This is a genomic window from Salmonella sp. SJTUF15591, assembly GCF_043356435.1.
GTDB classification, from domain to species: domain Bacteria; phylum Pseudomonadota; class Gammaproteobacteria; order Enterobacterales; family Enterobacteriaceae; genus Salmonella; species Salmonella enterica.
Map to the genome: position 1 here is coordinate 129,092 of NZ_JBEUJO010000006.1, position 18,476 is coordinate 147,567.

An 18,476-nucleotide genomic window follows, 5' to 3' on the forward strand; every position below is an offset into this window, starting at 1 on the left:
CAAACCTTCTACATTAGGCTGAGTCCCCCAAAGGTTCGCGAGACGTGACGATGCGCCATGGCGGGACACAGTCTATGGTCATTAACGGCAATATTCGGGGTTATTATGAAATTAGCACTGCTGGGACGTCAGGCACTGATGGGAGTAATGGCTGTAGCGCTGGTGGCGGGAATGAGCGCGAAGAGCTTTGCCGATGAGGGTTTGCTGAACAAAGTTAAAGAACGTGGCACGCTGCTGGTAGGGCTGGAAGGTACCTATCCGCCGTTTAGTTTTCAGGGCGAAGACGGCAAATTAACCGGTTTTGAAGTCGATTTCGCCGAGGCGTTGGCAAAACATCTGGGCGTTAAAGCGTCGTTGAAGCCGACCAAATGGGACGGAATACTGGCGTCGCTGGACGCTAAACGCATTGATGTAGTGATAAACCAGGTCACGATTTCAGACGTCCGCAAGAAAAAATATGATTTCTCTACGCCTTACACTGTCTCCGGCGTTCAGGCGCTGGTGAAAAAAGGCAATGAAGGCACGATCAAAACGGCGGCCGATCTGCAGGGCAAAAAAGTCGGCGTTGGGCTGGGGACTAACTATGAAGAATGGCTACGTCAACATGTTCAGGGCGTGGATATCCGTACTTATGACGATGATCCTACAAAATACCAGGATCTGCGCGTAGGCCGTATTGACGCGATTTTAGTCGATCGTCTGGCGGCGCTGGATCTGGTGAAAAAAACCAAAGGTACGCTGGCTGTCACCGGTGATGCGTTTTCGCGTCAGGAGTCCGGCGTTGCGTTACGTAAAGGCAACGAAGACTTGCTGAAGGCGGTAGATAACGCCATTGCGGAAATGCAAAAAGATGGCACCTTAAAAGCGCTCTCTGAAAAATGGTTTGGCGCTGACGTGACCCAATAATGCTCTACGTTGCCCGGCAGGCAGATCGCCGCCGGGCAATATCAACCTCATACTATGTCAGCAAACGGAGGCGCGTGAATCGGCGCCTTTTTTATTTCCGTTGGATCAACGTGCATAATAAAAAGAACACACCACAACGTTACCGGAGGCTCAATGCCACTACATCACTTAACGCGCTTCCCTCGCCTGGAGCTTATCGGCGCGCCGACCCCGCTCGAATACCTGCCGCGATTGTCTGATTATCTTGGCCGTGAGATTTACATTAAGCGCGATGACGTTACGCCCATTGCAATGGGCGGCAATAAACTGCGCAAGCTGGAGTTTCTGGTGGCCGACGCGCTGCGAGAAGGGGCGGATACGCTGATAACCGCAGGGGCGATTCAGTCGAACCATGTCCGTCAGACGGCGGCGGTCGCGGCCAAATTGGGGCTGCATTGCGTCGCTTTGCTGGAAAATCCAATCGGTACCACCGCGGAAAATTACCTGACGAATGGTAATCGCCTGTTACTGGATTTATTTAATACGCAAATTGAGATGTGCGATGCGCTAACCGATCCGGATGCGCAGCTGCAAACGCTGGCGACGCGCATTGAAGCGCAAGGGTTCAGGCCCTATGTGATTCCGGTCGGCGGCTCCAGCGCGCTGGGCGCAATGGGATACGTAGAGAGCGCCCTGGAAATCGCCCAGCAGTGTGAAGAGGTCGTCGGGCTCTCTTCGGTGGTGGTGGCCTCCGGTAGCGCCGGAACGCACGCCGGGTTAGCTGTCGGGCTGGAACATCTGATGCCGGATGTCGAACTGATTGGCGTGACCGTTTCACGTTCTGTCGCCGAGCAGAAACCCAAAGTGATTGCCTTGCAGCAGGCTATTGCCGGTCAGCTGGCGCTGACGGCGACGGCGGATATTCATTTATGGGATGACTATTTTACCCCGGGTTACGGCGTGCCAAATGACGCGGGGATGGAGGCGGTGAAACTGCTGGCGAGCCTGGAGGGAGTGCTGCTGGATCCGGTATATACCGGTAAAGCGATGGCGGGTCTGATAGACGGCATCAGCCAGAAACGCTTTAACGATGACGGGCCGATTCTCTTTATTCACACCGGTGGGGCGCCTGCGCTGTTTGCCTACCATCCTCATGTATAACCTCCAGGTAATCAACGCGAATGCAAGAAAGTATCCAACTGGTTATTGAATCGCTGCCGTATTTGCTTAAAGGCGCCGTCTTTACCCTGCAACTGAGTATTGGCGGTATGTTTTTTGGTCTTCTGCTGGGATTTGTGCTGGCGCTGATGCGGATGTCTCCGCTATGGCCGGTTCGCTGGCTGGCGCGCTTTTATATCTCGATTTTTCGCGGTACGCCGCTTATCGCCCAGTTATTTATGATCTATTACGGCCTGCCGCAATTTGGTATTGAGCTGGACCCTATCCCGGCGGCGATGATTGGTTTATCGCTCAACACCGCGGCTTATACGTCCGAGACGCTGCGTGCGGCGATCTCGGCTATCGACAAGGGACAATGGGAAGCGGCGGCGAGCATTGGCATGACGCCGTGGCAAACGCTACGTCGCGCTATTTTGCCGCAGGCGGCTCGCGTCGCGCTTCCGCCGTTGAGCAACAGCTTTATCAGCCTGGTGAAAGATACGTCGCTCGCCGCGACGATTCAGGTGCCGGAGTTGTTCCGCCAGGCGCAGTTAATTACCTCGCGAACGCTGGAGGTGTTTACCATGTATCTGGCCGCGTCGTTAATCTACTGGGTAATGGCGACCGTCTTATCGGCACTGCAAAACTATTTTGAAAACCAGCTTAACCGCCAGGAGAGAGAGCCAAAATGAGTGCGATCGAAGTCACCAACCTGGTCAAAAAATTTCATGGTCAAACGGTGCTGCACGGTATTGACCTTGAGGTAAAGCCCGGAGAAGTCGTCGCCATTATCGGCCCGAGCGGCTCAGGGAAGACAACGTTATTACGCTGCATTAACCTGCTGGAACAACCGGAAGCGGGCACCATTAAAGTGGACGATATTATCATCGATACCGCCCGCCCATTCAGCCAGCAAAAAGGGTTGATTCGCCAGCTACGTCAGCATGTCGGCTTTGTCTTTCAGAGTTTTAACCTGTTCCCGCATCGTACCGTGCTGGAAAATATCATTGAAGGTCCGGTGATTGTAAAGGGAGAGCCGAAAGCCGAGGCGACGGCGCTGGCGCGGGAACTGTTAGCCAAAGTCGGGTTGGCCGGTAAAGAGACCCGTTATCCGCGCCGCCTGTCGGGCGGGCAACAGCAGCGCGTAGCGATTGCGCGCGCGCTGGCGATGCGCCCGGAAGTGATTCTGTTTGATGAGCCCACGTCGGCGCTTGATCCTGAATTAGTCGGCGAGGTGCTTAATACGATTCGCCAGCTGGCGCAGGAAAAGCGCACGATGGTGATCGTTACTCACGAAATGGGCTTTGCGCGTGACGTGGCTGACCGGGCAATATTTATGGATCAGGGGCAAATCGTCGAGCAGGGGCCGGCGAAAACCTTGTTCGCCGAGCCTCAGCATCCGCGTACCCGCCAGTTCCTTGAGAAATTTTTAGTGAAATAATACCTTTTCAACGCTCGCCCGAATTAGCCGCGCCTCGGGCGAGCGCAATGAATAATTATGAAGTCATTCTGCCAGATTATTAACCTCGCTCTCTGGCGGAAGCCAAAAAAACTGTAATGCCGCTCAAGTATTCTACGTTTCGTCCGATATTTCTTATATATAAATACTATTTATGTGTTAATTTAAGCTATTCATAATAATGATTATCAATATCAAAGGCGTGACCATAAAATATGCAGGAAAATGATTTCTTCACCTGGCGACGCGCAATGTTGTTACGCTTTCAGGAGATGGCGGCAGCAGAGGATGTTTATACCGAATTGCAATATCAGACACAGCGGCTGGAATTTGATTATTATGCCCTGTGTGTTCGCCATCCCGTTCCCTTTACCCGGCCTAAAATATCGCTTCGTACCACCTATCCTCAGGCGTGGGTAACGCATTACCAGTCCGAAAACTATTTTGCGATCGATCCGGTATTAAAGCCGGAAAATTTCAGGCAGGGTCATTTACATTGGGATGACATGCTATTTCATGAAACGCAGGCGATGTGGGATGCCGCCCAGCGTTTCGGATTACGCAGAGGCGTAACCCAGTGTGTGATGTTGCCGAACCGGGCGCTGGGCTTTTTATCTTTCTCCCGTAGCAGTTTACGCTGCTCCTCGTTTACCTACGATGAAGTGGAGCTGAGGTTGCAACTGCTGGCGCGGGAGAGTCTTTCGGCGCTGACAAGATTTGAAGACGACATGGTGATGGCGCCTGAGATGCGTTTCAGTAAACGTGAGAAAGAGATTCTGAAGTGGACGGCGGAAGGGAAGACCTCATCGGAGATCGCCATTATTCTGTCGATTTCTGAAAATACCGTTAACTTCCATCAGAAAAACATGCAGAAGAAATTCAATGCGCCAAATAAAACACAGATTGCCTGCTACGCTGCGGCGACAGGTCTGATATGACGTGCTGACGATGCTTCGCGCCAGACGCGAAACCGGCTGAAAGCGATGCTAACAGCCGGTTTTTTACTACTGGCGGTAAGCCTGTTTAATTTGCTTAACCGTACTGGAAAATACCGCCGCTTGTGCTTCATCATCCATCTGCGCGATCTGTTTTTCCATTTTAAGAATCACGCGCCCTGCATCGGCCTGGCCCATCGCCTGCAGCATCAGCGTTAACATGGCTTTCAGGCAGTTGACTTCAGTAGCCAGTTCTTGATTATTCTCAGCGGTGGAAAAATCAGGCGTACTCATTTATTTTCCTCGTTATGTTTCAGTGAAAATGTGCGATAGCAGATGTTAAGGCGGCGGAGTATACCATAAGCTACGCTAAAAATAGCAGTGGTTGTTTTTTGATCAAAAAGCGGAGGGGTTACCCACAAAATAAACGTTGCTGCGTGATGCATATATTTTCTTCATTCTTTGTTTATTACGCGTATTTTACTCGTTAATTATTGTTACAAAGTTGATTCCCTAATTAGTGTTTAGACAGCGGAACGTGAAATTTTTGTCACCATTATGAAATAGCAGCCCGGGACAGCGCCGTCAGAAGGGGCTACAACGTTGGCAGTTGCCACACGACGTACAACATAATTTCCAAAAACGAGAGCAAAATCGAATACCCGGTGTTTTTTTACGTTTCAAAGTTGAGATAAAACCAGCTAATATAAGGGCGATTAACTATCAGTAGCGTTATCCCTATTCTGGAGATATTCCTTTGATCAACGTTCTTCTTGTTGATGACCACGAACTGGTGCGCGCAGGGATACGACGCATTCTTGAAGATATAAAGGGCATTAAAGTTGTCGGTGAAGCGTGCTGCGGAGAGGATGCGGTAAAATGGTGCCGTACTAACGCCGTTGACGTCGTGCTGATGGATATGAACATGCCCGGTATTGGCGGCCTTGAGGCGACGCGTAAAATTGCCCGCTCGACAGCGGATATCAAAGTGATCATGCTGACCGTCCATACGGAGAACCCGTTGCCCGCCAAAGTGATGCAGGCTGGCGCAGCTGGCTATCTCAGCAAAGGCGCTGCGCCTCAGGAGGTGGTGAGCGCTATTCGTTCGGTGTATTCCGGACAACGTTATATCGCCTCCGATATCGCTCAGCAGATGGCGCTCAGTCAGATCGAGCCTGCAAAAACGGAAACGCCGTTCGCCAGTTTGTCTGAACGCGAGTTGCAGATTATGCTGATGATCACCAAGGGTCAGAAGGTCAATGAGATTTCAGAACAGCTGAATCTCAGTCCTAAAACGGTGAACAGCTATCGCTATCGTATGTTCAGTAAATTAAACATTCATGGTGATGTTGAGCTGACTCACCTGGCAATCCGCCATGGCCTGTGTAATGCGGAGACGTTAACAAGCCAGTGAGTGAAATATTTGACGCAAAGGCGTTTTTGAAAACCGTTACCAGCCAACCCGGTGTCTATCGTATGTATGACGCCGGCGGTACGGTTATTTATGTCGGTAAAGCAAAAGACCTGAAAAAGCGTCTTTCCAGCTACTTTCGCAGCAACCTGGCTTCGCGTAAAACCGAAGCGCTAGTTGCGCAAATTCAACACATTGATGTCACGGTAACGCATACCGAAACGGAAGCGTTGCTGCTTGAGCATAATTACATCAAGTTGTATCAACCGCGTTACAACGTGTTGTTGCGTGATGATAAATCCTATCCTTTTATTTTTCTGAGCGGCGATACCCATCCGCGTCTGGCGATGCACCGTGGCGCCAAACATGCGAAAGGCGAGTACTTCGGTCCATTTCCTAATGGCTATGCCGTGCGGGAAACGCTGGCGCTGTTACAGAAAATTTTCCCTATCCGCCAGTGCGAAAACAGCGTGTATCGCAACCGCTCGCGTCCTTGCCTGCAATACCAGATTGGCCGCTGCTTAGGCCCCTGCGTTGCAGGACTGGTCAGCGAGGAGGAGTATGCGCAACAGGTGGAGTATGTCCGGTTGTTTTTGTCCGGTAAGGACGACCAGGTCTTAACACAGCTGATTGCCCGGATGGAAAAGGCCAGCCAGGATCTGGCATTTGAAGAGGCGGCGCGTATTCGCGATCAGATCCAGGCGGTACGCCGGGTCACGGAAAAACAGTTTGTCTCCAATGCGGGCGACGATCTCGACGTTATCGGCGTGGCTTTTGATGCGGGTATGGCCTGTGTGCATGTGCTGTTTATTCGCCAGGGTAAGGTGCTGGGCAGCCGCAGCTATTTTCCAAAAGTACCTGGCGGTACGGAACTGGGCGAAGTGGTGGAAACCTTTGTCGGGCAGTTTTACCTGCAGGGTAGCCAGATGCGTACGCTACCGGGCGAAATACTGCTCGATTTTAATCTTAGCGATAAAACGCTGCTCGCCGACTCGTTGTCGGAACTTGCCGGACGGCGTATTCATGTCCAGACAAAACCGCGTGGCGATCGCGCCCGTTATCTCAAGCTGGCGCGGACCAACGCGGCAACGGCCTTAATCACAAAACTTTCGCAGCAGTCCACCATCACGCAGCGTTTGACTGCGCTGGCGGCGGTATTAAAACTTCCTGCGATCAAGCGGATGGAATGTTTTGACATCAGCCATACCATGGGGGAGCAAACGGTCGCATCCTGTGTGGTATTTGACGCTAACGGGCCGTTACGCGCCGAGTATCGTCGTTATAATATTGCGGGCATCACGCCGGGTGATGACTACGCGGCGATGAATCAGGTGCTACGTCGGCGTTATGGCAAGGCCATAGAAGAAAGTAAGATTCCGGATGTTATTCTGATCGACGGCGGAAAAGGGCAGCTCGCTCAGGCGAAAGCCGTTTTCGCTGAGCTGGATGTCCCCTGGGATAAGCATCACCCTTTGCTGCTTGGCGTCGCCAAAGGCGCGGACAGAAAGGCCGGTCTGGAAACACTCTTTTTTGAACCGGAAGGCGAGGGGTTTAGCCTGCCGCCGGACTCGCCGGCGCTGCATGTTATTCAGCATATTCGCGATGAGTCGCACGATCACGCGATCGGCGGGCACCGTAAAAAACGCGCGAAGGTTAAAAATACCAGTACGCTGGAAACTATTGAAGGCGTTGGGCCTAAACGTCGCCAGATGCTGCTGAAATATATGGGCGGTTTGCAAGGACTACGTAACGCCAGCGTAGAAGAAATTGCAAAAGTGCCGGGTATTTCGCAAGGTCTGGCAGAAAAGATCTTCTGGTCGTTGAAACATTGAGGCCACTGTAGCAACATAGGGGTAATTTCACTGACAACAGATAGTTACCCGTCACTATGCAATTTAATATCCCTACGTTGCTCACGCTGTTTCGCGTCATCCTGATTCCATTCTTTGTCGTGGTGTTTTATTTGCCGTTCGCCTGGGCGCCGATGGTCAGCGCGCTGATTTTCTGTATTGCCGCTATTACCGACTGGTTTGACGGCTTTCTGGCGCGACGCTGGAACCAGAGTACGCGTTTCGGCGCTTTCCTCGACCCCGTCGCCGACAAGGTGCTGGTGGCGATCGCCATGGTGTTGGTCACTGAGCATTATCATAGCTGGTGGGTGACGTTACCTGCGGCGACGATGATAGCCCGCGAAATTATTATCTCTGCTCTGCGTGAATGGATGGCGGAGCTGGGCAAACGCAGTAGTGTAGCGGTCTCCTGGATCGGTAAAGTCAAAACTACCGCGCAGATGGTGGCGCTGGCGTGGCTCTTGTGGCGTCCGAATATCTGGGTAGAGTATGCCGGGATCGCGCTTTTCTTTGTCGCAGCGGTGCTAACGTTGTGGTCCATGTTGCAATATTTGAGCGCTGCACGCGGAGATTTGCTTGATCAGTGATCGTTTCGCCGCAAATTTCAGCAAACGATCGTGAGTGACGAAAAATATCGTTGACTCAGTGCGTCAGGTAAGTAGAATGCAACGCATCGAACGGCAGCACTGATTGCCAGACGATAACAAAATCAAGTGATTAACAAAGTTGCTTGATACTGCGGGAATAGCTCAGTTGGTAGAGCACGACCTTGCCAAGGTCGGGGTCGCGAGTTCGAGTCTCGTTTCCCGCTCCAGTTTAAAAGCATTGGCGTAAAGCGGATGCTGGCTGAAAAGCCAAAAAAATTTGGCGCGTTAACAAAGCGGTTATGTAGCGGATTGCAAATCCGTCTAGTCCGGTTCGACTCCGGAACGCGCCTCCAATTTTTCCCGAGCCCGGATGGTGGAATCGGTAGACACAAGGGATTTAAAATCCCTCGGCGTTCGCGCTGTGCGGGTTCAAGTCCCGCTCCGGGTACCATGGGAAAGACAAGAATAATCAAAGCAATAAGCAGTGTCGTGAAACCACCTACGGGTGGTTTTTTTGTGCCTTCAGTTTGTATGCCGACCGCGAGCGTGAACTTTCCAGCGCGATACACAGTAAAAAAACACCGGTAGCGGCATTTCTGCCAGTACAGCAGTTATGTGCTACCGACCCGCAAGAACTTATGGCTGGTAAATACTAAACATCGGGTAAATCAGCCGATAAAATCCATTAATCTCTATAAAAAATGCTGATATGTTTTATGCCTGCTTTATTAAAGAGAGTAGGTCTGCCAGTGAAATATACCGATAATGCAAAATTATTTATTAGCTTCATTAATATTGGGATTGTAGGTTGCGCTTTGCTACTTTTTTTTATTTTGTATGAGCCTGAGAGTGCAATCGTAACCTACTCTCTTCCCGGTGAGCTTTCCTCTTCGACATGTAATGCGCGTAATTTTATTGGCTACGTCGATGAAAATGACTTTGCAGAGTATATAAAAAAAGTAGAACTGACGCGCTACAGTATGTATTGTCTGAAAAAAACAGGGGCGGGCCAGTGGAGTATTTATGCAAATTAAACGAGTATATAACTGTTCAGGGGGTGTTTTCTGCACAATTTAATTAAAGGTAGATAGCGAACTAATATTCATCATAAGGTAATGTGATCCGCTTCATGCTTTAATCACGTTTTGCAATATTGTCTTAATAACAGGTCAACTACAGATAATTTCGGGTTTTCGTGAATGGCGGTTTTGGTCAGTCTCTATATTATGCTTTCCCCGCTTTACGGAGATGATGATGCAAAAGAAAACCTGGGCCGTTTTATTGATACCATTGTGCCTCACCGCTTGCCACCAGACGACCAACCGATCAACAGCCAAAGATGAAATTCTCACAGGGAGCTATATTGACCCGACAAAAACACGCTTTCCGTTAGCGGATTATTCACAGTCGGTTGATAAATGGATACCTCCGGACTCGGCTGATTACACTATTCCGGTTATTGATAGTGCTACCCAACAACGCTACTTTAACGCACTAAAATCTCATTATTTCGGAATGGACAGTGAAGCGCACTCGCCGTGGAATGGTTTTTATATTACCGCATTGCTGAAAAAAAACGCAGCACAGGCCCGGGATGCCAGTATTAAGCAGTTTCTTAGCGACGGCAGTGCTTATTGGGGGGAAAACCTCAGACTTTATACCTCTCGCTGGAAAGAGGAGGTTAGAGGGAATACGGATACGCAGATTGACAATATCTATCATGCCTCCCGGCGAGGCATTATGGTCAGAGAAAGTTTAGTCAGAGCGCTGCCAACGGACGACCCGCTCTTTAACGATCCCCGTCAGGCAGGCGAGGGGTATCCGTTTGATAATTTACAAATGTCTTCGCTGCGTCCCGGTACGCCGGTCTATACGCTGACTAAGAGCAAAGACCAACGCTGGCAATATGTCGTTTCACCAGCGGTAACTGGCTGGGTTCATAGTGAAGATATTGCCAGTACGGATCAGAAATTTATAACACAGTGGGTTTTGCTTGCTCATAAGCAACTGGGGGCATTTATCAACGCGCCGGTTTCTGTCCATGCCGCAGGCGTCTATTATTTCACCGGGCGACCGGGCACTATTTTACCGTTCCGACATCAACGGGCGGGCCAGTTCCTGATTGCGGCGCCAGTTCGCGACAGCAATGGTCGTGCGTTTATCCATTGGGTCTGGCTAAGCGGTAACGAGTTTACGGCTATGCCGTGGAAAATGACGCCGGAAAATATCGCCGTGCTAATGAAAGCAATGCACGGCGCCCCCTACGGTTGGGGAAATTTTAACTTTTATAATGATTGTTCAGCCGAAGTCCGCAGCCTGTTAATGCCGTTTGGCATATTCCTGCCCAGACATTCATCCGCGCAGGTAGAGTCTGCTGGACGGGGGGTCGATCTTAGTCATAAAAATCCCCAAATGCGGATCGATTATCTCACCAGATACGGAAAGCCGTTTACTACGCTGGTCTATATTCCAGGGCATATTATGCTGTATATCGGTAACACAACCATGAATGGGCAGGTTGTGCCGATGACTTATCAGAATATCTGGGGATTGCGCCCAAACCATGCTAATAGCCGGAGCATTATCGGTGAGGCAGTATTTTTGCCGTTACTGCGTTTTTATCCTGAAAATCCTGAGCTGATATCGCTGGCTGGTAAGGTTCTGTTTAAGCTTGGTTATATAGAATAGGTTGACAAACTGTGTTATCGCGGAAGATATGATTAAGGCAACCGTGCTCGTGGATATAAAGAGAGTATCCCTGTAAACTGTGTCTGAAAAAAGTATGCGCTATAGTGCGGGCTGTTTATTTGAAATACTATCTGGAGCTGATTCTGGATGTGATTATGTGCCTCACACATTGAAGTGAGAGTTATTGTTGGCGGTATCTGGCTGGAGGCTGGGTGGTAAAAAGACGTAATTTATTGCATTTTAATAACGGTGCCCGGTCAGAGCGCGATCTTGGGGATCTGGTCACTAAAGTTTTTGAGAAAGCGGCGAAAAAAGAACCGCAACCGCTATACACATTTAGCCTGCCGTTGCTGAGTGTGCAGGATGAGATCCGTGTTTACTGTAAGAAAAAAAATATCAAAATAGGGTACGATACGCTGTTTATGGAAATAACCTTTTCTGCTGACAGAGAAGCGGTAGACGAACTCATTAAACACTTTTTTACTGAAAATAAGCTCTATTTGAGAGGGCGGTTTTATCTGTCCGCGGCGGTGGTATAAGTTAGCATGAGTATAATATAGCGAGAAACCCATCTCTCGCTTTTGTGTGGGGCGAGCGCTTCCTGGCGGAAAATCTGCGCCCTGATCCTCCTTTTGTGCGTTAACTTCCGGAATCCTCCTCATTTCGTGTTAATCTGGCCCCTGATGGTTGCCATCCAAACTGCCTGCAAAAAAATTATTTTTATCCGCTGCAATGTAAGAGGCCTACAGGCGGAAGTCATCACTGAGGAAAAGCGTTATGAAAATGGAACCATTAAACGAGAACGAGCTGGAATGGCTGGATGATGTGCTGACGAAATACAATACCGATCAGGCCATTTTGGATGTCGCGGAGCTGGACGGTCTGATTACTGCGGTACTAAGTTCTCCGCGTCCCATCGAGCCGGAACAGTGGCTGGTCGCGATATGGGGGGGACCCGCGTACGTACCGCGCTGGACATCTGAAAAAGAAATGACGCGATTTATGGATCTGGTGTTCCAGCACATGGCGGACACAGCCGCCCGGCTTGAAGACTATCCAGAACAGTTCGAGCCGCTGTTTGGCCTGCGAGAAGTTGATGGCCATGAATTAACGATTGTTGAAGAATGGTGCTTTGGTTACATGCGCGGAGTGTCGCTGTCCGACTGGTCTGACTTGCCGGATACGCTAAAACCGGCGCTGGAAGCGATTGCCTTACACGGCACTGAAGAAAACTTTGCGCTGTTGGATAAAATGAGCCCGGAAGCGTTCGATAAAAGCGTTGACGCTATCCGTATCGCGGCGCTTGAGCTGCATGCCTGGTGGATGGCGCATCCGCACACGACGCCGCTACAGATGCCGATAAAAGCAGAGGTGAAAGTGGGGCGTAACGATCCTTGTCCATGCGGGAGCGGCAAAAAATTTAAGCAGTGCTGCCTGCATTAATGGCTCGTAAACGGCCATAGCGTGACGATTATCGAGCCTGGACGGCGTCCGGGCCCGGTAATCTTTGCCTGGCATTAACCCGGATCGGGCAGGAACCCCAGTGCGATCGAAAACTGGACGCCAATCACGACAATGCCGCAGATAAACACCAGCGCCAGCGCTGGCGTGCCGCCTGCCACACGATATCCCGCCTGAGGGCTCTGTTTACGGCATTGCCAGACCAGCATGGCTGGGATGAGCAGTGCCAGCACTGCCAGCGCTACGCCGGCATAGCCTAATGCCATCACAAATCCACGTGGGTAGAAAAGCGCAAACGCCAGCGGCGGCAGAAAGGTAATCAGCCCGGTTTGCAGGCGTCCAGACACCGTACTGCGGCGCTGGAATAGATCGGCCAGGTAATCAAATAATCCTAGCGCTACGCCCAGAAAAGAGGTCGCCAGCGCCAGATCGGCGAACAGGTGGACCGCCAGTTCGACATGTGGCGAAGCGACCACTTCTCTGAGCGCCTGCAGCAGGCCATTTAACCCGGCATGGCTGGCCAGTAGCCCTCTGAATGTCGGCGAGTCGATACTTCCCAGCGTGGCGAGCTGCCAAAAAATATAGGCCACTAGCGGAATGGCGCTACCCGTCATAAAGACCCAACGCAGCCGGCGAATGTTGCCGTTCATATAACTCACAATACTCGGTACGCTTCCGTGAAAACCAAACGAGGTGAAAATGACCGGTATGGCGGACAATGCCAGCCCCTGCTGTAAAGGAAGCGTAAGAAGATTTACTTTATGAATATGTGGCGTGAGCAACGCAAGCATGATGACCAGAAAAATGATCTTTGCGCTAAACAGGAAGCGGTTAAAAAGGTCGACCAGCGAGGTGCCCACACACACCACTCCACCGGCAACAAAGGTGAACAGCAGTACTCCGGCGGCGGGCGAGAGCGTGGCGCCAAGCCAGTTATTAATACTGGATGCCAGTAATTCTCCGGCTCCGGAAATGTAGGCGGCGGTGAGCGCATACATTAAGAACATCATACTGAATCCCGTAAGCCACTGTCCGTAACGTCCAAGATAGCGTTTTGCCAACGAGCCCAGTCCGGTATCCGCCGGAACGTGTTGATATACCTCCAGTAATAGTAGCGCGGTATAACACATCAGCGCCCACAGGCCAATCAACAATCCCAGCGTGACGCTGAAACCAACGCCAGCCGCTGCCAGCGGCATTGCCAGCATCCCGGCGCCGATAGTGGTGCCTGCCACGATAAAAATACTGCCCAGAGTTCTGTTTTTCACGCTTTCTACTACCCCGGTAACAAAGAACGGTGATATCCGCGGCGCAGGGTAAGGCATTACGCTATTTTCGTCAAATGGTCGTTACAATGGGTGTACTGTAAAATTTACAGTTCCGGGCGTAAAAGCGAATATGGGAGGAGACGCAGACAACCGCCGCAAACCTGCGCTAGCGCAAAGTCGCTCGCACACGGACACATTAGGCTACGAGTTTTATTCAGGAGGGGTTATGGATTCCATTCACGGTCACGAAGTACTCAACATGATGATTGAGTCTGGCGAGCAGTACACGCATACCTCGCTGGAGGCGGCAATAAAAGCGCGCTTTGGCGAGCGGGCACGATTTCACACCTGTTCAGCGTCAGATATGACGGCGGCGGAACTGGTCGCGTTTCTGGCGGCGAAAGGAAAGTTTATTGCCGTGGAGGACGGTTTTTCAACGCATGAGAGTAAAATCTGCCGCCATTAATACGCCACGGTGAGAGCGCGTCTCACCGTGTAAGGACGTGCTGGATTAATTTTGCGTATCCAGTGTGGAGAGTTCTTTATCAATGAAATAAAGCCCTTCGCCGCTTTTTCCCGCCAGCGTTAATTTATCAATAATAGATTTGAATAATTTTTCTTCTTCATGCTGTTCTGCCACATACCACTGCAAGAAATTAAATGTCGGATAATCCTGGCTGGTCATTGCGGCATGAGCCAGTTCATTAATTTTTTGCGTAATAAGCTGCTCATGCTCATAGGTCGCGCGGAACAGTTCATCCAGTGAGGTGTACTCAGCGAAGGGCGAAGAAACGGTATGAATGCGCGGCAGGCTTCCGGTATCGGTAAGGTAGTCAAACAGGCGCTGCATATGCGTCATCTCTTCTTGCGCATGGCGACGAAGAAATGCGGCCGCGCCTTCAAAACTGTGATAGCTGCACCACGCGCTCATTTGTTGATAGAGCAGGGAGGAGTATAACTCCAGATTCATTTGCTCATTCAGTTTGTCGATCATTTCTGTTTTCAGCATGGTTCCGCTCCACAAATAGCAAAAGATATACAGTAATGTGGCGCCACTATAATTTGTTATTTTATTATTTGCAAAAGGTAAAATATTAAATTTAATTATTAAAAATACGAATGGGAATAAAACGCATTAACGCCAGTGTATAGCGTATAAAAATAAAGAAAAGCCAGCACCTTCATGCTGGCAATAGCGACCCTGCACTCTCCTCCATTGTACATGGTGTCGGCGTTAAGCCAGCCGCCTTAATAATAAAGCGGCATGATTTGCGGGACGGCAACGCCCCGGCACTGCCAGGAGAGGGTAAATCGGGTGTTCAGACACAACGAGCCCGCATAAATGCTACAGGTTCCTACCGGCTGACCAAACGAAACGGCATCGGCATAGCCCATCTGCTGGCATTCGCGTGTTGCGGTCCCGTGAGATACATAGTCATCTGTCCGTGAAGTAAAAAATAGCGGCTGGTTATACGTCAGGCGCACGATGCCGCTTATCGGGCTGGCTTCGCTGACCTGCGCTTGTCGAGTAATGGTGCATCCCGTCAGGGCTAGCAGTGAAAGAGTAAAAATAAGAGGCTTCATAAAATCGCTCCGACAATTCGGTATCAGACCATGCTACCTCGTGTCTTGCACCGTCAATGGCTGGAATAACTTACGGATTCGCCTTGATTAAAGGTAACGGCAGGAGGTTTACAGCGGGAACAGAAAATGTGTGAGCGTCTCTTCATTTAATGAAACTTGGTTTCATTAAATTTGAATGCGTGTTCTTGAGTGTGTAGTGTGGGCAAAACGTCATGATTTACGCAGACGCGACCGTCTGCATTCAGGAGGAACACGATGAAAATTGCACTGATGATGGAAAATAGCCAGGCCAGCAAAAATGCCATCATTTATAACGAACTTAGCGCCGTCGCCAATGAAAAGGGATTTCCCGTTTTTAACGTCGGCATGTGCGACGAAAATGACCATCACCTGACGTACATTCATTTAGGCATCATGGCGAGTATTTTGCTTAATGCAAACGCGGTTGATTTTGTGGTTACTGGCTGTGGCACCGGGCAGGGCGCGCTGATGTCGTTAAATATTCATCCAGGTGTCATTTGTGGCTATTGCATCGATCCGGCAGATGCTTTTCTGTTTGCGCAGATCAACAACGGCAATGCGTTGTCCCTGCCATTTGCGAAAGGCTTTGGCTGGGGCGCTGAGCTGAACGTGCGTTTCATCTTTGAAAAAGCGTTTACCGGGCGTAAAGGCGAGGGGTATCCGCCTGAGCGCAAAGCGCCGCAGGTACGCAATGCGGGCATTTTGAACCAGGTTAAGGCCGCGGTCGTCAAAGAGAATTATCTGGATACACTGCGGGCTATCGATCCTGAACTGGTTAAAACGGCGGTTTCAGGGCCGCGTTTCCAGCAATGTTTGTTTGAAAACGGCCAGAATAAAGAAATAGAAGCGTTTGTACGTGAGATGCTGGGGTAATGCCTGGACAAGACAGAGGCGTTTCGCGCCTGTCGGCTGGCATGATGTGCCGATAATACGCCAGTAGCGACAGGCGCCACCTCTGGCAAACAGATCAGAAACGGTGTAGGCCGGATAAGCTGCTTCGCGTTGCTATCCGGCTAATAACGTCTCAATATTGTCGCTCGGGGTGCCGCTATCAGTGATGCTGATAGGTCACGACGTTAAGGAGATGCTGATCGGTTTGCGCCAGGCATAGCCCTGCTCGTTTAGCGCTGCGAACTTCTTCGAGAATAGTTTGTAAAAGTACGCCATCCTGCTGCTGCTCTTTTTCCAGGGTATGGAGAAAATCAAGCGTTGAGGCATCATTCAGCGCTTTCGCTTCATCTGCCAGACGCGACAGCGTGCTGGCGCGTTGCTGATAATCCTCCAGGGTTTTCTGGAACAATTCTTCCAGAGAGCAGAGCTCTTCACCCGGAACGTCAATGGCTTTAACGATAGGGGTGGCGCCGGCGTTTTTCATAAAATTAAACATGCGCATCATTTGCGTCACGTTGCCTTGCGCCTGGGTACGAAGAAAGGTGGCGGTGCCTGTTAAACTGTGTTCAGAACACCATTCGCTTAGATGGAGGTAAAGATTTGATGCGTAAAACTCAAGGTTCATTGGCGTGTTGAGCTTTTGAACCATTCCTACAGCTGCCATAACAATATCCTTATTTCCAGAAAGTGTTGATGTGCATGACAGACGAGAATGCAACGGGCCGTTGTCACATTCTTACCTCTATGCACAATAAATACTCTTAGCAGAAGAACTCCGTTCCGCCAGTCCCTTATGCGATCTCATTTCCTGTTTATCGATCGGTAATGAGAATAGCGCGTCAATAAAAATAAGAAAATCCTTAAATGCAATTGTTTATCTTTTTTTACATTTTCAGCGGTGTGATTTTTTCAGGTGTAATGATTTTGAGTGTAGAGAGATTGCAACCGTTTGAAAGTTAAATGATATTATATGGATTTCTGGTTTATGAAACATTGTTTCAGATCATGAGGTGTGTCTTTCAAGTATGGTAATTTCAATAAAATAAACATTAGTCAGTCTGGATATCACACGCATAAACGGTTGAGAGCAAATATGCCTGTTTTTATAAACTAGCCGATTTTGCGGTAGATCATTTTTAATGTCATTAATCATACGAGCACATTATTCGGTTGAGCGCAGTTTTGATGGGTGACTCGTTAACAAGGAGCAGTCAATGAAAAAGGTCGCGGTGCTGTTGGCGCCAGGATTTGAAGAAGCAGAGGCCATTGTTACTCTTGATATTCTGCGACGTTTGCATATCGACGTCGAAACGCTGGCGTGTGCTGAATCACGGGCGGTGGTGAGTTACCATGATATTCCTATGGTTGCGGACAGCACGCTGAGTGAACGCCAGCAGGCGCTTTTCGATGCGGTAGTGCTGCCGGGCGGTCCGCAGGGGAGCGCTAATCTGGCGGCTAATCCGGCGGTGATCGCTTTCGTTGCGCGTCATGATGCGGCAGGCAAATTAATTTGTCCTATCTGTTCCACGGCGGCAAGGGTGCTGGGTGCTCACGGATTGCTGAAGGGGCGTCGTTATGTCTGTTCCGGCGACCTGTGGAAAGCGGTTCCGGAAGGTGTCTATGTGGATGCGCCCGTTGTTGAAGATGGTAATTTAATTAGCGGCAAAGGCTTGGGTCATGTCTTTGATTTCGCGCTAACCCTTTCCGCCAGACTGCTGGGAGACGATGCGTCGGTTCGCGAACAGGCTGAACATATCTATTATCCCTGGTAATCGTTATTCACCCAGGGCCGTAAGGATTAGCTGGCTGATGTTATGGATTAATGTGCTGGCTTTCCTGCCTTTTGGCTGATGAATTCGCTCTGGGTTATGTCATGCTGGCTAATGACTTCCCTGGGTTATGAGCTAATCGTTATTTCTGCGTGCGTATTAGGGGGCGTTTTCCTGAGAAGCGGCCTCGGAAAAATCTCATATGTGGTGGCGAGCGTACTGATATCAGGAACGGTGGAGAACGCGATGAACCTGCACAACATTTCACCTTTTGCACAGTGTGTGGTTCGCGGCTGAATCCTTCTGACAACAGTTATCTTCGACCATTATAAGTAAAAAGCGAAGCGTATGATTTGATGAATTAACACTCAACTAAACAGTATAGCTTCACGTCATCGCCAGCCGCTACCCCGGCTGGCGATGGTCTTTCTAAATGGCGAGCAGCGTCACACTGTCTATACTTACATGACTAATGAGACCGTTTGTGAGTCTCAATATGATGATAAGGA

General features: G+C 50.0%; 21 protein-coding genes, 3 tRNA genes and 1 pseudogene. 19 read left to right on the forward strand and 6 right to left on the reverse strand.

All coding sequences use genetic code 11. The features are described from left to right. The first annotated feature begins 105 nt into the window (after positions 1-105). The 5 genes from tcyJ (at position 106) to sdiA (ending at position 4,440) form a co-directional block, all read left to right on the forward strand. Complete coding sequence (gene tcyJ / locus ABVM99_RS15385; RefSeq protein WP_000761634.1) at positions 106-906, forward strand: cystine ABC transporter substrate-binding protein; 801 nt, start codon at positions 106-108, stop codon at positions 904-906. 153 nt (positions 907-1,059) lie between these two features. Beyond that, entirely contained in the window at positions 1,060-2,046 is a 987-nt protein-coding gene (gene dcyD, locus ABVM99_RS15390) for a D-cysteine desulfhydrase (RefSeq protein ID WP_023195740.1), read from the forward strand. A gap of 20 nt (positions 2,047-2,066) precedes the next feature. Next, complete coding sequence (gene tcyL, locus ABVM99_RS15395; RefSeq protein ID WP_001158238.1) at positions 2,067-2,735, forward strand: cystine ABC transporter permease; 669 nt, start codon at positions 2,067-2,069, stop codon at positions 2,733-2,735. Then, entirely contained in the window at positions 2,732-3,484 is a 753-nt protein-coding gene (tcyN, locus tag ABVM99_RS15400) for an L-cystine ABC transporter ATP-binding protein TcyN (protein ID WP_052938249.1), read from the forward strand. Before tcyL ends, tcyN begins: the two co-directional genes overlap by 4 nt. A 233-nt stretch (positions 3,485-3,717) precedes the next feature. Continuing rightward, a complete protein-coding gene (gene sdiA, locus ABVM99_RS15405; protein ID WP_001648918.1) occupies positions 3,718-4,440 on the forward strand; it encodes a transcriptional regulator SdiA in 723 nt (240 codons plus the stop codon). A 66-nt stretch (positions 4,441-4,506) separates the two neighbouring features. On the opposite strand, the gene ABVM99_RS15410 is transcribed toward sdiA, so the two are convergent. Both ABVM99_RS15410 and ABVM99_RS15415 read right to left on the reverse strand, forming a co-directional pair. Continuing rightward, entirely contained in the window at positions 4,507-4,731 is a 225-nt protein-coding gene (locus tag ABVM99_RS15410; protein ID WP_000106483.1) for a DUF2594 family protein, read from the reverse strand. After that, positions 4,728-4,883, reverse strand: coding sequence for a hypothetical protein (locus ABVM99_RS15415; protein ID WP_000546186.1), 156 nt, complete (start codon positions 4,881-4,883; stop codon positions 4,728-4,730). Before ABVM99_RS15415 ends, ABVM99_RS15410 begins: the two co-directional genes overlap by 4 nt. Positions 4,884-5,194: 311 nt before the next feature. On the opposite strand from ABVM99_RS15415, the gene uvrY reads away from it, so the two are divergent. The 10 genes from uvrY (at position 5,195) to ABVM99_RS15465 (ending at position 12,416) form a co-directional block, all read left to right on the forward strand. Further along, positions 5,195-5,851 (forward strand): UvrY/SirA/GacA family response regulator transcription factor, encoded by a 657-nt coding sequence (gene uvrY, locus ABVM99_RS15420; protein ID WP_000611323.1) that lies wholly within the window; start codon positions 5,195-5,197, stop codon positions 5,849-5,851. Beyond that, a complete protein-coding gene (gene uvrC / locus ABVM99_RS15425; protein WP_023194822.1) occupies positions 5,848-7,680 on the forward strand; it encodes an excinuclease ABC subunit UvrC in 1,833 nt (610 codons plus the stop codon). Before uvrY ends, uvrC begins: the two co-directional genes overlap by 4 nt. 56 nt (positions 7,681-7,736) lie before the next feature. Further along, positions 7,737-8,285, forward strand: coding sequence for a CDP-diacylglycerol--glycerol-3-phosphate 3-phosphatidyltransferase (gene pgsA / locus ABVM99_RS15430; protein WP_001160192.1), 549 nt, complete (start codon positions 7,737-7,739; stop codon positions 8,283-8,285). Between the two features lie 151 nt (positions 8,286-8,436). Then, positions 8,437-8,512 (forward strand) — tRNA-Gly (locus tag ABVM99_RS15435). Between the two features lie 52 nt (positions 8,513-8,564). Next, positions 8,565-8,638 (forward strand) — tRNA-Cys (locus tag ABVM99_RS15440). 11 nt (positions 8,639-8,649) lie between these two features. Then, positions 8,650-8,736, forward strand: a tRNA-Leu gene (locus ABVM99_RS15445). A 250-nt stretch (positions 8,737-8,986) separates the two neighbouring features. Then, on the forward strand, positions 8,987-9,319 hold the full coding sequence (locus ABVM99_RS15450; protein ID WP_023194821.1) for a hypothetical protein: 333 nt from the start codon (positions 8,987-8,989) through the stop codon (positions 9,317-9,319). A gap of 214 nt (positions 9,320-9,533) precedes the next feature. Continuing rightward, on the forward strand, positions 9,534-10,973 hold the full coding sequence (locus ABVM99_RS15455; RefSeq protein ID WP_077684080.1) for an SH3 domain-containing C40 family peptidase: 1,440 nt from the start codon (positions 9,534-9,536) through the stop codon (positions 10,971-10,973). A 212-nt stretch (positions 10,974-11,185) separates the two neighbouring features. Beyond that, positions 11,186-11,512, forward strand: coding sequence for a glucose-6-phosphate dehydrogenase (locus tag ABVM99_RS15460; protein WP_000240837.1), 327 nt, complete (start codon positions 11,186-11,188; stop codon positions 11,510-11,512). A 238-nt stretch (positions 11,513-11,750) separates the two neighbouring features. Beyond that, positions 11,751-12,416, forward strand: a complete 666-nt coding sequence (locus ABVM99_RS15465) for a YecA family protein (protein WP_000781521.1) — start codon at positions 11,751-11,753, stop codon at positions 12,414-12,416. A 74-nt stretch (positions 12,417-12,490) separates the two neighbouring features. Here ABVM99_RS15465 and tyrP read toward each other — a convergent pair whose 3' ends face one another. After that, positions 12,491-13,702, reverse strand: coding sequence for a tyrosine transporter TyrP (tyrP, locus tag ABVM99_RS15470; RefSeq protein WP_001562965.1), 1,212 nt, complete (start codon positions 13,700-13,702; stop codon positions 12,491-12,493). A gap of 226 nt (positions 13,703-13,928) precedes the next feature. On the opposite strand from tyrP, the gene ABVM99_RS15475 reads away from it, so the two are divergent. Continuing rightward, entirely contained in the window at positions 13,929-14,168 is a 240-nt protein-coding gene (locus ABVM99_RS15475) for a YecH family metal-binding protein (protein WP_000377238.1), read from the forward strand. 45 nt (positions 14,169-14,213) lie between these two features. Here the strand turns inward: ABVM99_RS15475 and ftnA are convergent, their stop codons facing one another. Beyond that, positions 14,214-14,711 (reverse strand): non-heme ferritin, encoded by a 498-nt coding sequence (gene ftnA / locus ABVM99_RS15480; RefSeq protein ID WP_000920613.1) that lies wholly within the window; start codon positions 14,709-14,711, stop codon positions 14,214-14,216. A gap of 239 nt (positions 14,712-14,950) precedes the next feature. Continuing rightward, entirely contained in the window at positions 14,951-15,286 is a 336-nt protein-coding gene (locus ABVM99_RS15485) for a YecR-like lipofamily protein (protein ID WP_000803229.1), read from the reverse strand. A 255-nt stretch (positions 15,287-15,541) separates the two neighbouring features. Here ABVM99_RS15485 and ABVM99_RS15490 point away from each other — a divergent pair, with 255 nt between their 5' ends. Continuing rightward, positions 15,542-16,180: an RpiB/LacA/LacB family sugar-phosphate isomerase gene (locus tag ABVM99_RS15490; RefSeq protein ID WP_000684804.1), complete on the forward strand. Its 639-nt coding sequence runs from the start codon at positions 15,542-15,544 to the stop codon at positions 16,178-16,180. Positions 16,181-16,358: 178 nt separating this feature from the next. Here the strand turns inward: ABVM99_RS15490 and ABVM99_RS15495 are convergent, their stop codons facing one another. Beyond that, positions 16,359-16,862: a non-heme ferritin-like protein gene (locus tag ABVM99_RS15495; RefSeq protein ID WP_000741707.1), complete on the reverse strand. Its 504-nt coding sequence runs from the start codon at positions 16,860-16,862 to the stop codon at positions 16,359-16,361. A gap of 550 nt (positions 16,863-17,412) precedes the next feature. Here ABVM99_RS15495 and ABVM99_RS15500 point away from each other — a divergent pair. Together ABVM99_RS15500 and araH are read left to right on the forward strand one after the other, a co-directional pair. Continuing rightward, positions 17,413-17,970: a DJ-1/PfpI family protein gene (locus ABVM99_RS15500; protein ID WP_023194819.1), complete on the forward strand. Its 558-nt coding sequence runs from the start codon at positions 17,413-17,415 to the stop codon at positions 17,968-17,970. A 111-nt stretch (positions 17,971-18,081) separates the two neighbouring features. Next, positions 18,082-18,264, forward strand: a pseudogene (gene araH, locus ABVM99_RS15505) (L-arabinose ABC transporter permease AraH); the annotation flags it as partial. Positions 18,265-18,476: the final 212 nt, after the last annotated feature.